This window comes from Nocardioides sp. GY 10113 (assembly GCF_004919105.1).
Classification (GTDB): Bacteria; Actinomycetota; Actinomycetes; order Propionibacteriales; family Nocardioidaceae; genus Nocardioides.
The window spans coordinates 1-13,943 of the sequence record NZ_STGK01000008.1; the positions used below are offsets into that span (position 1 = coordinate 1).

General features: G+C 72.6%; 12 protein-coding genes. 5 read left to right on the top strand and 7 right to left on the bottom strand.

The window, feature by feature from the left end:
- Positions 1–356: ATP-grasp domain-containing protein (locus E8D34_RS11325; protein ID WP_206056684.1), on the bottom strand; the 356-nt coding region annotated here is incomplete at its 3' end.
- 389 nt (positions 357–745) lie between these two features.
- Here E8D34_RS11325 and E8D34_RS11330 point away from each other — a divergent pair.
- Positions 746–2,275, top strand: a complete 1,530-nt coding sequence (locus tag E8D34_RS11330) for a M23 family metallopeptidase (protein WP_136594755.1) — start codon at positions 746–748, stop codon at positions 2,273–2,275.
- A gap of 54 nt (positions 2,276–2,329) precedes the next feature.
- Here the strand turns inward: E8D34_RS11330 and pcrA are convergent, their stop codons facing one another.
- The 5 genes from pcrA to E8D34_RS11355 form a co-directional block, all read right to left on the bottom strand.
- On the bottom strand, positions 2,330–4,843 hold the full coding sequence (gene pcrA / locus E8D34_RS11335) for a DNA helicase PcrA (RefSeq protein WP_136594756.1): 2,514 nt from the start codon (positions 4,841–4,843) through the stop codon (positions 2,330–2,332).
- A 312-nt stretch (positions 4,844–5,155) separates the two neighbouring features.
- Positions 5,156–5,512: a hypothetical protein gene (locus E8D34_RS11340; RefSeq protein WP_136594757.1), complete on the bottom strand. Its 357-nt coding sequence runs from the start codon at positions 5,510–5,512 to the stop codon at positions 5,156–5,158.
- A gap of 31 nt (positions 5,513–5,543) precedes the next feature.
- Positions 5,544–6,764 (bottom strand): L-2-hydroxyglutarate oxidase, encoded by a 1,221-nt coding sequence (gene lhgO, locus E8D34_RS11345; RefSeq protein WP_136594758.1) that lies wholly within the window; start codon positions 6,762–6,764, stop codon positions 5,544–5,546.
- A 178-nt stretch (positions 6,765–6,942) separates the two neighbouring features.
- Entirely contained in the window at positions 6,943–7,623 is a 681-nt protein-coding gene (locus tag E8D34_RS11350) for a response regulator transcription factor (protein ID WP_136594759.1), read from the bottom strand.
- The gene (locus E8D34_RS11355; RefSeq protein ID WP_136594760.1) at positions 7,620–9,080 is read right to left on the bottom strand and encodes a PspC domain-containing protein; all 1,461 of its coding nucleotides are present in this window, start codon (positions 9,078–9,080) and stop codon (positions 7,620–7,622) included. The genes E8D34_RS11350 and E8D34_RS11355 overlap by 4 nt, the downstream gene beginning before the upstream one ends.
- Before the next feature lie 144 nt (positions 9,081–9,224).
- On the opposite strand from E8D34_RS11355, the gene E8D34_RS11360 reads away from it, so the two are divergent.
- The gene (locus tag E8D34_RS11360; protein WP_168929412.1) at positions 9,225–10,523 is read left to right on the top strand and encodes a PspC domain-containing protein; all 1,299 of its coding nucleotides are present in this window, start codon (positions 9,225–9,227) and stop codon (positions 10,521–10,523) included.
- Positions 10,523–10,783: a hypothetical protein gene (locus E8D34_RS11365; RefSeq protein ID WP_136594762.1), complete on the top strand. Its 261-nt coding sequence runs from the start codon at positions 10,523–10,525 to the stop codon at positions 10,781–10,783. Before E8D34_RS11360 ends, E8D34_RS11365 begins: the two co-directional genes overlap by 1 nt.
- A 72-nt stretch (positions 10,784–10,855) precedes the next feature.
- Here the strand turns inward: E8D34_RS11365 and npdG are convergent, their stop codons facing one another.
- Complete coding sequence (gene npdG / locus E8D34_RS11370; protein ID WP_136594763.1) at positions 10,856–11,530, bottom strand: NADPH-dependent F420 reductase; 675 nt, start codon at positions 11,528–11,530, stop codon at positions 10,856–10,858.
- A 219-nt stretch (positions 11,531–11,749) separates the two neighbouring features.
- Here npdG and E8D34_RS11375 point away from each other — a divergent pair, with 219 nt between their 5' ends.
- Both E8D34_RS11375 and E8D34_RS11380 read left to right on the top strand, forming a co-directional pair.
- Entirely contained in the window at positions 11,750–12,784 is a 1,035-nt protein-coding gene (locus E8D34_RS11375; RefSeq protein ID WP_136594764.1) for an LLM class F420-dependent oxidoreductase, read from the top strand.
- Entirely contained in the window at positions 12,784–13,935 is a 1,152-nt protein-coding gene (locus E8D34_RS11380) for an acyl-CoA dehydrogenase family protein (protein WP_136594765.1), read from the top strand. The genes E8D34_RS11375 and E8D34_RS11380 overlap by 1 nt, the downstream gene beginning before the upstream one ends.
- The last annotated feature ends 8 nt before the right edge of the window (positions 13,936–13,943 follow it).

The window sequence follows — 13,943 nt, forward strand, 5'->3', positions numbered from 1 at the left end:
ACCGAGGCGATGCACAGGTACTGGCGGTTGGAGCGGTCCAGCAGGAAGGAGAAGTAGTACTCCTCCTCCGGCGGGGTCGCCGGGGTGACCAGGACACGGTTGACCGTGAGCCCCTTGATCTCCATGCCGAGGATGTTGGACGCGTGCTCGAACGCCTCGTCGGCGGTCTTGGCGAGCTTCACGCCGCCCGCCTTGCCGCGGCCACCGGCCTTGACCTGAGCCTTGATGACGGTGACGCCACCGATCTCCTCGGCAGCGGCCTTGGCGGCCTCAGCGGTCTCGACGACCACGCCCTCGGTCACGGCGACGCCGTGCTTGGCGAAGAGGGTCTTCGCCTGGTACTCCATCAGATCCACTGATCAGTCCTCATCTTCGAGTCGGGCGCCCTGGCGACAGGGATTTCGCAGCGGTTGGCGCCCGTCGGGTAGGAAGGGTGAGCCTCCGAACGAGTGGAGGCACATCCTCGGGCACCCTAGTCCGGTCTCGCCGGTACGACGAGGGCAGGGCCTCGGACGTGACCCGGCTAACACCGAATGTGACCCAATTCCATGGTTCGGGGCACGACCTTCTTTGGCACCCCCTACGATTTCGACCGCGTCATCGGCTCGGTTATGGTCGTTAACGCACATTCACCAGGCGGCCACCCGTTGGCCTCCGGGCGTTGGGGTCGGCAACTCGGGCCGATCCGGACGAAGCGGTCGGTCCCCGATCGCACAGACGGGGAACGACCAAGGAGCGAGACTGCATGGGTAACCACCGAGGACAGCGACGCGCGGAACCGCGCCGTCGGTCCACCTCGGAAGCCCCGACCGCTCCCCCGCGCCAGCGCCGCAGCGACAAGCCGGAGAAGTACGTCGGCCGCCGCGTGGCCGGGCGGGCCGCACCCGCTCCGAGCCCGGCCGCCACCCCGGCGCCCGCCGTCGACGCACTCGGCGTCGATGCGCTCGCCGCGAGCACCGCCGACCGGCCGCTGAGCCCCGAGCAGATCCTGGACCGCGCACTGCGGTCCTCCGCGCGCAGCGCGCCGTCCGTCGAGCAGACCGCGCCCGAGGCGCCCGGCGCCGCCGCGGCGCGTGTCGAGACCCCGGCGGCACCGGTCGCCGGACGCCGGCGGGCCGTGCTCCCCGACGAGCGCGACGCCGCCCCGAGCAGCGCGACCCCCACGGCGACCACCGCCCTGACCGCACGGACCGCCCCCGGCGGACGCCGGCGTGCCGACCGGCCGGCCACCGAGCCCGCGACCCGCGCTGGCCGCATCGCCCCCGAGGTCGCGGCCGACGACGCCCCGCACGGTCGGGCGGCGGAGCTGCTCACCGAGCCGGTCGCCCAGAACGCGCGCGCCGAGGAGTCGGCCCAGCTCGGACCGACGCTCGCCACGCAGCAGCCGCTGTTCGCCGTACCGACGCCGACGGTCGAGCTGCCGTCGCTCGCCGAGCTCACCGGCGAGCTGCCGGCGATCACCGACTCCACGACGACCCTCCGGCCGGCCGCTCCCGGCAAGCGCCGCGCGGCCAAGGGCTCCGGCGGACGCGGGCCCCTGTTCCGCGGCGTCCCGACCCTGCCGGTGGCCGTCGGCGTGGCGACCCTCGCCGTGGCGATCGGCGGCGCCGTGACCACCGCGGAGCCGCAGCTGGTCAGCACCGAGACACCGCTCGCCGCGACCAACGCGCTGAGCGGATCGTTCGGCACCGGCACCTTCGACGCGATGCGTAGCGCGTCGAAGGTGAGCCGCGACTCCGACCGCGACGCGCTGGCTCGCGCCAGCGACGCCGAGCTGGTCGACCAGGCCGAGAAGGTCGCCGAGCAGCGCGACGCCGCCCTCGGCGAGCTGGCTGCCGACGCCGAGAAGAAGGCGCAGCAGATCGCCGCCCTCGACCGGTGGGTGCTGCCGATCTCCTCGAGCTCCTACCGCCTGACCGCCCGCTACGGTGAGTACGGCCTGTGGTCCAGCTACCACACCGGCCTCGACTTCGCCGCTCCGACCGGCACCCCGATCATGGCGGTCACCAAGGGCGTGATCACCTCCGCCGGCTACGACGGCGCCTACGGCAACAAGACCGTGCTCACCCTCGAGGACGGCACCGAGGTCTGGTACTGCCACCAGACCGCGTTCAACGCCTCCGTCGGCCAGACCGTCGAGCCGGGCCAGGTGATCGGCTACGTCGGCTCCACCGGCCACGTGACCGGCCCCCACCTGCACCTCGAGGTCCGCCCCGGCGGTGGCGACCCGGTCGACCCCGACGCGGCTCTCCGCGTCCAGGGCATCGCGCCCTGATCAAGGCGTGAGCCGGCGTGAGCCGGCAGCCGATCGCTGCCGACCCACGCGCGGCTACAGCTTCTCCACCGGGGCGTAGCGCAGCAGCAGGCGCTTGACGCCCTCGGAGCCGAAGTCGATCGACGCGACCGACTTCTCCGCCGCCCCCTCGACCGAGACGACGGTGCCCAGTCCGAACGTGTCGTGGGTGACCCGGTCGCCGGGCTCCAGCACCGGGATCGGGCGCGACGGCTTGGACTTCGCCGCTGCGTCGGCGCGGGCGGCGGCGGAGCTGAAGTTGCGGCGACCGGCGGCGGTGGGGCTGCCCATCCGGACCCGGTCGCCCGATCCGGCACCGTCGTACCGGCTCGAGGCGAAGGTCGGGCGGGACCACTGCGACTGCTCGGCCTCGGTACGCCGCCAGTCGACCAGGTCGATCGGGAGCTCGGCGAGGAAGCGGGACGCCGGGTTGTGCGCCGGGGCACCCCACGCCGAGCGGACCACGGCGCGGGAGCAGTACAGGCGCTGCCGGGCACGGGTGATGCCGACGTAGGCCAGCCGGCGCTCCTCCTCCAGCTCGGTCCGGTCGCCCAGCGCGCGCGAGTGCGGGAAGACGCCGTCCTCCAGGCCGGTCAGGAAGACCACCGGGAACTCCAGGCCCTTGGCCGTGTGCAGGGTCATCAGGGTGACCACGCCGGTGTCCTCGGGGGCGTCGGGGTCGTCGCCGTCGGGGGCGTCGGGGATCTGGTCGGAGTCGGCGACCAGCGCCACCCGCTCCAGGAAGTCGCCGAGGCCCGGCTCGACCAGCCCGGCGTCGACGTCGGCGGGGTCGGCCGAGGGCCCCGCGACCGGGTCCTCGGCGAACTCGCGGGCCACCGCGACGAGCTCGCCGAGGTTCTCCACCCGGGTGGCGTCCTGGGGGTCGTCGGACTCCTCCAGCGAGGTCAGGTAGCCCGACCCGTCGAGCACCGTCTCGAGGATCACGTCGGGGCGCTCCCCCGCGGCGACCATCTGCTGCCACTCGACGACCTTGGCGACGAACGCCTCGATGTTCTTTTGCGAGCGGGTGGCCAGCCCCGGCGCCCGGTCGGCGCGCTGCAGCGCCTCCCAGAACGTCAGCCCGTCCCGGTCAGCGAGCTGGCTGACCGCCAGCACCGCACGGTCGCCGATGCCGCGGCGCGGGGTGTTCAGGATGCGCCGCAGGCTGACCTGGTCGTCGGGGTTGACCAGCATCCGCAGGTAGGCGAGCGCGTCGCGGACCTCGCGGCGCTCGTAGAAGCGCACCCCGCCGACGACCTTGTAGGGCTGGCCGGTGCGGATGAAGATCTCCTCGAACACCCGCGACTGGGCGTTGGTCCGGTAGAAGACCGCCACGTCCCCGGCCTTGACGCCGGTGTCGGTCAGCTTGTCGATCTCCTCGGAGACGAAGCGGGCCTCGTCGTGCTCCGTGTCGGCCACGTAGCCGACGATCTTCTCCCCGTCGCCGGCATCGGACCACAGCCGCTTCGGCTTGCGCCCGGCGTTGCGCTCGATCACCGCGTTCGCCGCGGTGAGGATCGTCTGCGTCGAGCGGTAGTTCTGCTCCAGCAGGATCGTCCGCGCGTCGGGGAAGTCCTTCTCGAAGTCCATGATGTTGCGGATGTCGGCCCCGCGGAACGCGTAGATCGACTGGTCCGCGTCGCCGACCACCATCAGCTCCGCCGGCGGCACCCGGTCCGCGGGCGAGATCGCGGCGTCGTCGTACGCGCTCTCCTCCAGCGGGTCCTCGAGGTCCTGGCCGCAGAGCTGGTGGATCAGGGAGTACTGCGCGTGGTTGGTGTCCTGGTACTCGTCGACCAGGATGTGCCGGAACCGGCGCCGGTAGGTCTCGCGGATCTCCGGGCGGGTCTGGAACAGCCGCACCGTCTCCATGATCAGGTCGTCAAAGTCAAGCGCGTTCGCCTCGCGCAGCCGCCGCTGGTAGAGCTTGTACGCCGCCGCGTAGCTCTCGTCGATGCTGTTGCGGGCGTCCGCGGCGACCTCGTCGGGGTCGCGCAGCTCGTTCTTGTGGTTGCTGATCCAGTGCAGCACCGGGCCCGGCTGGAACTTGCGCGGGTCCAGGTCGAGGTCGGAGCAGACCAACGTGATCAACCGCTTCTGGTCCTGGGCGTCGTAGATCGAGAAGTTCGACTTCACCCCGACGTGCTCGGCCTCCTTGCGCAGGATCCGCACGCACGCGGAGTGGAAGGTCGAGACCCACATGATCTTGGCGCGGTTGCCGACCAGCTCGGCGACCCGCTCCTTCATCTCCGCGGCGGCCTTGTTGGTGAAGGTGATCGCCAGGATCGAGCCCGGGTGCGCCTTGCGCTCGGAGATCAGCCAGGCGATCCGCCGGGTCAGCACCCGGGTCTTGCCCGAGCCGGCGCCGGCCACCACGAGCAGCGGTACGCCGGCGTGCTGGACCGCCTCGCGCTGCGGCTCGTTGAGGCCCTCGAGCAGCTCCTCGGGGCTCGGCCCGCGCCGCGTCGTACGGGGCTCGTCCTCCGACTGGGAGCGTCCGGCGGTGGGGAGGAGGTGCTCGAACCCGGGGAGCTGCGGCGTCGTACTCATGTCGGCACCCAGCCTACGGCGCCGGGCCGACGGGGGCGGGGTCGGCGGGTGGGTGGTCGCTGTAACACGTGGGTGCGTGCTCAGATCGGCTGTTGGGGGCTTGTCACACGCTGGTCCGTCGTCCTCCTGGCCGTTGAAGCTGCTAGCAGGCCGTTGCATCGGGCTGACAGCAGCACCAACGACCGAGCAGCGCATGCAACAGCGTGTGACAAGCCCCCAACGACCGATCACCGCACGCAACAGCGTGTGACAGCACGACCGCCCGGCACCCCACGGGGCACCGGGCGGTCGCCAGCGATTCGTGAGCGACGCTCAGGAGTGGATCGGCGACCAGAGCACGGCGACGCCGACGTTGGCAATGGCGAGCACCAGCATGCCGGCCCACAGGCCGGCGGGGATCTTCTCCTTGCGGAGGTTCGCCATCACCAGGACCAGGAGCACCAGCGCGATCACCAGCTTGACGGCGACCTTGGCGTGGTTGACGGAGCCGTCCCCGGCCTCCAGCACGCCGACCAGGGCGAGGCCAGTCAGGAAGGCGACGCCGATGCCGTCGCGCATCGCGCTGTTGACCTTCTTGTCACCCGGGCCCATCTGCACGAGCAGGCCTCCGATCAGGGCGGCGTAACCGAGGATGTGCAGGATCAGCAGGACCAGGCGCAGTGTCTCCATGGCTGAACTGTAAGGGCACCGCCAGCGCCGTTCAGCATCGCTCCCAGCGGATCGCGTCGACCACGTGCTCGGCGATCGCCAGGCTGGAGGTGGCGGCCGGCGACGGGGCATTTCGTACGGCGGTCACCCGGTCCCCGTGGGAGATCCGGAAGTCGTCGACGAGCGAGCCGTCCCGGTCCACCGCCTGCGCCCGCACGCCGGCTCCGCCGCGCGCCACGTCGGCAGGACCGATGGCCGGCACGTAGCGGGAGGCACCGCGCAGGTAGGCGGCGACCGACACCGAGCCGCGCACCTCGGTGACGCCGGTCCGCCAGTGCCGGCGGGCCATCCTCCAGAACCCCGGCCAGGTGACCACGTCGCGCAGGTCGCGCAGATCGACGTCGCGGCGCCGGTAGCCCTCGCGCCGGGTGGCCAGCACCGCATTCGGCCCGACCTCCAGCGAGCCGTCGACCCGGCGGGTGAAGTGCACGCCGAGGAACGGGTAGCGCGGGTCGGGCACCGGGTAGATCAGGCCACGGACGAGGTCCTGCTTCTCGGGCCCGACCAGCAGGTACTCGCCCCGGAACGGCACGATCCGCGGCACCGGCTCCCCGCCGATGCCGCCGCCGAGCCGATCCGCGTGCAAACCCGCGCAGAGGACCGCGCGGTCCACGCGCAGCCGGTCCGCGCCGCCCGCCGCGCGTACGTCGAGGTCCACGCCGGAGGCGCCCTCCCGGACCGCCGTCACCTCGACGCCGGTACGCACCTCGCCCCCTGCGGCGACCACCTCGGCGGCGAACGAGCGGGCCACGGCGACGTAGTCGGTGATCGCGGTGGCCGGCGAGTGCAGCGCGGCCAGCCCGGCGCCGTACGGCTCGATCTCGGTGATCCCGGCGGCGTCGAGCCGACGCAGCCCGGGCACCCGGTTCTCGGTGGCGGTGCGCTCCAGCGCGTCCAGCCGCCCCAGCTCCCCGTCGTCGACGGCGACCACCAGCTTGCCGCACTCCTGGTAGGGAAGCCGGTGCTCGGCGCAGTAGTCGCGCAGCATCAGCCGGCCACGGGTGCACAGCTCGGCCTTGAGGCTCCCCGGACGGTAGTAGATGCCGGCGTGCACCACGCCGGAGTTGTGGCCGGTCTGGTGCCGGGCGACCTCGGCCTCCTTCTCCAGCACCACCACCCGGGCGCCCGGGCGCCGGCGCAGCACCTCGCGGGCCACGGCCAGACCGAGGATCCCGCCGCCGACGATCCCGACCACGTTCCTGCCGTCTCCCATGCGTCCACTCCCGAAATCGGCCCACGACCACGTGCGCCGCCCGTCCTGACAGCTCTCGTCGTCGCCGGGCGTGCGTCCCGACCGGCGAACTGTCGCACGCCTGCAGGGCCCGCCGCGCCAGTTCCGGGCGGTTTTCATCCGTCGGTGGGCACGGGCGAGGAGCCGCGCCCGGCCCCGCTCACAGGAGCTTGCGGTCAGATGCCCAGCGCGCGAGCTCGTGGCGCGAGGAGAGCTGCAGCTTGCGCAGCACCGAGGACATGTGGGTCTCCACGGTCTTGATCGAGATGAAGAGCTCACGGGCCACCTCCTTGTAGGAGTAGCCGCGGGCGATCAGCCGCATCACCTCCCGCTCGCGCTCGGTGAGCCGGTCCAGGTCCTCGTCCACGCTGGCCAGGTCGGCGCTGAGGCCGGCCCCGGCGAAGGCGTCGAGCACGAAGCCCGCCAGGCGGGGCGAGAAGACGGCGTCGCCCTCGGCCACCCGGCCGATCGCGTCGACGAGCTCCTCACCGCTGATCGTCTTGGTGACGTAGCCCCGGGCGCCCCCGCGGATGGTGCCGATCACGTCCTCGGCGGCGTCGCTGACCGAGAGCGCCAGGAAGCGGACGTCACCCGCCCCCTCCCGGGTGGTACGCCGGATCACCTCGACGCCGCCGCCGCCGGGCAGGTGGACGTCGAGCAGGACCACGTCGGGACGCTCCGCGAGGACCGCGGCGACCGCCTCGTCGACGTCGGCCGCCTCGCCCACCACGAGGACCCTCCCGGCGCCGGTGGACGCCAGCTCCGCGCTCACGCCCCTGCGGAACATGGCGTGGTCGTCGACCACCACCACCCGCACCGGACCCGTCCGCTCCTCGGTCACCGCTCGTCCCCCTGCTCGTCCGTCTCGTCCATCTCGTCCCGCTCGTCCCGATCGTCCCGCGCGTCCCGCTCGTCCCGCGCGGCCGACCCGCGCACCCGCTCGGGCACCTGCTCCTCGGCCGTCACCTGGTGCGACCGGTCCGGTGGCGCCAGCCGCAGCCGCACCTCGGTGCCCTCCCCCGGCGTCGACCTCACCTCGGCGCTGCCGCCGTGCCGGTCCATCCGGTCGACGATGCTGTGCCGCACGCCGAAGCGGTCCTCCGGCGTGTCCTCAGGGTCGAAGCCGCTGCCGCGGTCGCGGACGAAGACCTCCAGCGCGGCGTCCCCGATCTCGGCGTACACGTCGACCCGGGCCGCGCCGGAGTGCTTGGCCGCGTTCGTGACCGCCTCCCGCGCCGCGGCCACGATCGGCCGGGTGGCCTCGTCGAGGTCGGTGTCGCCGACCGCGACCACGTCGACGTGGATGCCGTAGGCGTCCTCGATGTCCGCCGCGGCGGCGCGCAGCGCGCTGGCCACCGTGCGGTCGTCCATCGCCTCGCCGGCGAAGAGCCACGACCGCAGGTCGCGCTCCTGCGCGCGGGCCAGGCGGGCCGCGTCGGACGGGTTCTTCTGGATCAGCGCCAGCGTCTGCAACACCGAGTCGTGCAGGTGGGCGGCGACGTCGGCGCGCTCCTGGTTGCGCACCCGCTCCGCGCGCTCGTCGGAGAGCTCGCGGGTCAGCCGGTAGGCCCACGGCCCGACCACGATGCCCAGCCCGACCACGCCGAGCAGGACGGCGATGGTGATGTCGCGGGCCACCGAGAGCGAGCCGCCCTGCAGCGAGACCCAGAGCACCGCGAGCACCACCAGGCCCAGCCCCGACACGAGCCGCGCGTACGACGCCCAGCCGCCGTCGCCGAGCACGATCCGAGCCGGGTCGACCCGACCGCCCGCGTCGATCCAGCGCTCCCGTTGGGCCTCGTCGGCCTGCCGCCACAGCAGCGCGATGCCGGCGACGCCGAGGAAGACCGGCCAGACCTGGGCGCCGGAGCCGAACAGCGCCTGCACCACCAGGGTGAGCCCGATCCCGAAGGCACCCAGGGCGACCAGCGGGCCGATGTCGCCGAGCCGACGCGCCGACCGCGGCCGCCGGCCACCACGGGTGGCGCTCTCCAGGCCCGGAGCGTCGTGCTCGAAGGCCGGCCCGGCCGGGAGCATCAGCCAGAGGCCGGCGTACAGCGCGATCCCGATGCCGCCGAGCACGGCGCCGACCACGAAGGCCGCGCGCACCCACATCACCGGGAGCCCGAGGTGCTCCGCCAGGCCCGAGGCCACCCCGCCGAGGACGTGGTCGTCCAGGTCGCGGTAGGCGCGCCGAGGCTCGGCGGGCGGCGCCGGGGCGGGCTGGCCCGGGGGCGCGGCCGGACCGACCGGGACGACGGGTCCGGTCTCCTCGGCACTGGGCGGAGCGGTGTTCATGATGTCGTCCATCGTCACACAGCCGGTGCGCCCCGAGCAGCGGGATCATCCCTGGTCGAACCCTGGTTCGGCCCCCGGGCCCGGGGTCGAGGATCAGGGTGCTCCCCGATGGTGCGCCACCCCCGCGACCGTCAGGCTGGTGGCATGACCGCACCACCACCGCCGCCGCCGGGTCCCCGGGGACCGCGCGTCTCCCCCGAGGAGATGCGTGACCTCGGCCGGCTGCGTCGCAGCACCACGGACCGCAAGATCGCCGGCGTCGCCGGGGGCATCGCCCACCACCTCGACGTCGACCCGGTGCTCGTCCGGGTGATCCTGGTGGTGCTGGTCTTCTTCGGGGGCGGCGGCCTGCTGATCTACGCCGCCGGCTGGCTGCTGCTGCCCCAGGACGACGGCACCGAGGCGCACCTGCGCCTGGACGAGCGCACCCGCACCGTCGTGCTGATCATCGCCGGGGCCCTGGCCGCCTTCTCGGTGGTCGGCGACACCGTCGGAGGCTGGACCTTCCCGTGGCCGCTGGCGCTGGTCGGGCTGGTCGTGGTCGCCGCCGTGGCACGCAACCGCAGGCCCCGCTCCGGCCGGCCGCCGTGGCACGCACCGGTGCCCGCACCCGGGCAGGCGCCGGCCGGCACGACGGAGGCGCCCGGGCAGTACCCCGGCTACCGTCCCCCCACCACGCCGGCGGGCGAGGACGGCGGGTCGACCGGCGACGAGCCGTGGGAGCGGCAGTGGCAGGAGCACTGGGCGCGCCACCAGTCCGGACAGTCGGCGACGATGCAACGCCAGCAGCGGCGGGACTGGGAGCGTCGCTACCGGCACCAGCAGCGCCGGGACCGGCGACGCGAGCGCCGGGGACCGATCCTGTTCGGCTTCGCCCTCGGACTCGCCGTCCTGCTGCTGGGCACGCTCGGCACGCTCCAGCTCGCCGGCGCGGACGTCCCCGCCTCGGCGTACCCCGCCGCGGTGCTGGCCACCTGCGGGCTGATGCTCGTGGTCGGCGCCTTCTACGGTCGGGCGGGCGGCCTGGCCCTGATCGGCCTGCTGGCGGCCGCGGCCACCGCCGTGACCACTGCCGTGGAGCCGATCGACGCCGGCGAGGTCAGGCGAGCGCCGACGTCGGCGGTCGGTGTCCAGGACAGCTACGAGCTCGGCCTGGGTGAGATCGTGCTGGACCTGAGCGGGATCGACGACCTGGCGGACCTCGACGGCCGCACCGTCGAGGTCGACCTCCGCGTCGGACACATCCAGGTGATCGTCCCGGAGGACGGGCTGGACGTCCGCGTCGACGCGCAGGTCGGCGCCGGCGAGACCGTGCTCTTCGGCGAGAAGCGCGGAGGCTCCAACATCGCCAGCCACGACGGCGGCGACGACGTGCCGGAGCTGACCGTCGAGGCCGACATGGTCGTCGGCCAGATCGAGTTCGAGACGGCAGGGGGACAGTGATGAGCAGCGACGAGACGACCACCGCGCCGGACGCGGAGCGGAGCCCGGAGGGCGCACGCCGCGGCTACCACCCGGTCAACGTGGGCCACCTGGTGATGGGGGTGGCGTTCCTGGGCCTGACGGTGGTCTGGGCGCTGCTGGCCAGCGGCGCCGCGGAGCCCGACGACGCGCGGTGGCTGCTGCCGACGCCGTGGCTGGTGGCCGGCGCGGTCGGGCTGGTGGCGACGCTGTTCCGGGGGCGTTCGCGGCAGACGCCCTGACGACGGCGCCCGGCTGGCCGGGTCGTGTGCCCGAGGCCCCGGTACGGCGGGTCCTCAGGCACACGACCCAGGTCAGTGGGCGGCGTCGAGCCCGGTCACGCGGATGCCCGCGTGCACCTTGTACTTGCGGTTGATCGAGATCAGCACGGCGGTGAACGGCTCGAGCTGGCGGGCCAGCCGCAGCTTGCCGCCGTCGATGCCGAGGTTGCCGGTGACCGACGCCGCGAGCTCCATCGCGACCTGCTTGGCCTCCACGACGTCGCCGACCACGATCACGTCCTCGTCGAGGAACTCGTCCTCGGCCCACAGCCCCACGGCGGAGACGTTGTGGAACGCGCCGACCACGGTCGCCTCGGGGGCGAGCTCCTGCGCCGACTCGGCGGCCGACCCCTCGCCGCCGTTGACCACGCGGCCGTGGGCGCCGCGCTTGTCGAACGCGAGCGGGTTGACGCAGGAGATCACCGTCTTGCCCGCCAGGGGAAGCGAGGCGACGAGCTCGTCGTGGCCGTCGTACGGGACCGCGAGCAGCACCACGTCGCACTGGGCGACGGCGTCGGCGTTGGCGGCGCCGGTCACCGTTCCGGCCTCCTCCCCGAGGCGGGCGCGGACCTCGTCCGCCACGGCCTCGGCCTTCTCCGCGGCGCGCGAGCCGAGGACGACGTCGTGGCCGCCCTTCGCGAAGCGGTAGCCGAGGCCCTTGCCCTGCGGTCCGGTGCCGCCGATCACGGCGACGCGGTAGTTCGTCATCTCGTCCTCACTGGTTCGCGCTTTGGTCGGGTGTCCACGGGCAACGTAGCCGGCCGCCCTCCGCGGGCGCCGCGCGCCTCCCGGTCATCCGATCGGAGCGGCGAACTGTGCCAGTACCGTTGCAATCGTGACAGTAATGCTGTCACGATTGCATCCGGGGCGACGTCCGGCATCCGGGCACGCCCCCCCGTACGACGTGAGCGAGACGAAGGGACCCCGATGAAGCTGTCCATGCCGCTGGTCTACGCCGGCAACCCCCGCGAGTCGGCCGACCAGGTGGTCGCACTGGAGAAGGTGGGCCTCGACACGATCTGGGTGGCGGAGCCCTACGGCTTCGATGCGCCGACCCTGATGGGCTACCTGGCCGCGAAGACGGAGACGGTCGAGATCGGCGCCGGCATCCTCAACGTCTACTCGCGCACCCCCGGCGCGCTGCTGCAGACCGCGGCCGGCCTCGACAACGTGTCGGGCGGGCGCGCGGTGCTCGGCCTCGGCGCGTCGGGACCGCAGGTGATCGAGGGCTTCCACGGCCTCCCCTACGACCGCCCGCTGACCCGCACCCGCGAGGTGATCGAGCTGCTGCGGATGGGGCTGCGCCGCGAGTCGCTCCACCTCGAGGGCAAGACCGTGCAGGTGCCGCTCCCCGCCGGCCAGGGCCTCGGCCTCGGCAAGCCGCTGAAGCTGCTCAACAAGCCCGAGCGCGCCGACCTGCCGATCTGGGTCGCCGCCCTGGGCGAGAAGAACGTGGCGATGACCGCCGAGGTCGCCGACGGCTGGCTGCCGTTCCTGGTCTACCCCGAGAAGGCCGCGGAGGTCTGGGGCGACGCGCTGGCCCGCGGCGCGGCGAAGCGATCGGCGGACCTCAAGCCGCTCGAGATCTGCGCCGGCGGCATGGTCGCGATCGGCGAGGGCCCCGAGACCAAGGCACTGCTGGACTTCATGCGCCCGATGTACGCGCTCTACGTCGGCGGCATGGGCGCCCGCGACAAGAACTTCTACAACCAGCTGGCCTGCGAGTACGGCTTCGAGAAGGAGGCCAAGGAGATCCAGGACCTCTACCTCTCGGGCAAGAAGAAGGAGGCCGAGGCGCTCGTCCCGCTCGAGTGGCTCGAGGCCGGCAACCTGGTCGGCCCCGCCTCCTACGTCCAGGAGCGGATCGCGGCGTTCCGCGAGGCCGGCGTCACCAACCTGTCCGTCGCCCCGGTGGTCGACCATGCGGCCACCATCGCCCAGATCAAGGAGTGGGTTTCCTGATGATTGCCCCGCAGAACAGCATCTACGAGACCGAGCACGAGGACTTCCGCCGCTCGGTGCGCACCTTCCTCGAGCGCGAGGCCGTCCCGTACACCGAGAAGTGGGACGCCGCCGGCGTCGTCGACCGCGAGGTCTGGACCAAGGCCGGCGAGGCCGGCCTGCTCGGCTTCGAGGTCCCCGAGGAGTACGGCGGCCCGGGGATCAAGGACTTCCGCTACAACATGATCATCTCCGAGGAGATGTGCCGCCTCGGTGTCAGCGGACCCGGGTTCACGCTGCACAACGACGTGGTGGCGCCGTACCTGGTGAACCTCACCAACGAGGAGCAGAAGCAGCGCTGGCTGCCCGGCATGGTCTCCGGCGAGATCATCACCGCGATCGCGATGACCGAGCCCGGCGCCGGCTCGGACCTGCAGGGCATCCGCACCTCGGCCGTCGACAAGGGCGACCACTACATCCTCAACGGCTCCAAGATCTTCATCACCAACGGCATCCTCTCCGACCTGGTGGTCGTGGTGGCGCGGACCGACCCCGACGCCGGCCACAAGGGGATCAGCCTGCTGGTTGTCGAGCGTGGGATGGAGGGCTTCACCCGCGGCCGCAACCTCGAGAAGCTGGGCCTCAAGGCGCAGGACACCGCCGAGCTGAGCTTCGACAACGTGGTGGTCCCCAAGGCCAACCTGCTCGGCGAGGAGGGCGAGGGCTTCATCTACCTGATGCAGAACCTGCCCCAGGAGCGGATCAGCATCGCCGGCACCGCGGTCTCCGTGATGGAGGCCGTGCTCGACCAGACGCTGGACTACGTCAAGACCCGCGAGGCGTTCGGCAAGCCGATCGGCAAGTTCCAGAACACCCGGTTCGTGCTCGCCGAGATGGCGACCGAGGCCTACGTCGCGCGCACCTTCGTCAACCACTGCATGGAGCGGCTCAACGACGGCACCGCCGACGCCGTGCTGGCGTCGATGGCGAAGTGGTGGACCACCGAGCTGCAGAAGAAGCTCGTCGACTCCGGCCTGCAGATGCACGGCGGCTACGGCTACATGATGGAGTACCCCATCGCGAAGGCCTATGCGGACACCCGGATCCAGACGATCTACGGCGGCACCACCGAGATCCAGAAGGAGATCATCGGTCGGTCGCTCGGGCTCTGACCCACGCG

Excerpts from the sequence above, each read along its gene's own strand:
- E8D34_RS11380 (WP_136594765.1), top strand. The coding sequence starts at position 12,784 with ATGATTGCCCCGCAGAACAGCATCTACGAGACCGAGCACGAGGACTTC.
- E8D34_RS11365 (WP_136594762.1), top strand. The coding sequence starts at position 10,523 with ATGAGCAGCGACGAGACGACCACCGCGCCGGACGCGGAGCGGAGCCCG.
- E8D34_RS11360 (WP_168929412.1), top strand. The coding sequence starts at position 9,225 with ATGACCGCACCACCACCGCCGCCGCCGGGTCCCCGGGGACCGCGCGTC.
- npdG (WP_136594763.1), bottom strand. The coding sequence starts at position 11,530 with ATGACGAACTACCGCGTCGCCGTGATCGGCGGCACCGGACCGCAGGGC.
- pcrA (WP_136594756.1), bottom strand. The coding sequence starts at position 4,843 with ATGAGTACGACGCCGCAGCTCCCCGGGTTCGAGCACCTCCTCCCCACC.
- E8D34_RS11355 (WP_136594760.1), bottom strand. The coding sequence starts at position 9,080 with ATGAACACCGCTCCGCCCAGTGCCGAGGAGACCGGACCCGTCGTCCCG.
- E8D34_RS11375 (WP_136594764.1), top strand. The coding sequence starts at position 11,750 with ATGAAGCTGTCCATGCCGCTGGTCTACGCCGGCAACCCCCGCGAGTCG.
- E8D34_RS11340 (WP_136594757.1), bottom strand. The coding sequence starts at position 5,512 with ATGGAGACACTGCGCCTGGTCCTGCTGATCCTGCACATCCTCGGTTAC.
- lhgO (WP_136594758.1), bottom strand. The coding sequence starts at position 6,764 with ATGGGAGACGGCAGGAACGTGGTCGGGATCGTCGGCGGCGGGATCCTC.
- E8D34_RS11330 (WP_136594755.1), top strand. The coding sequence starts at position 746 with ATGGGTAACCACCGAGGACAGCGACGCGCGGAACCGCGCCGTCGGTCC.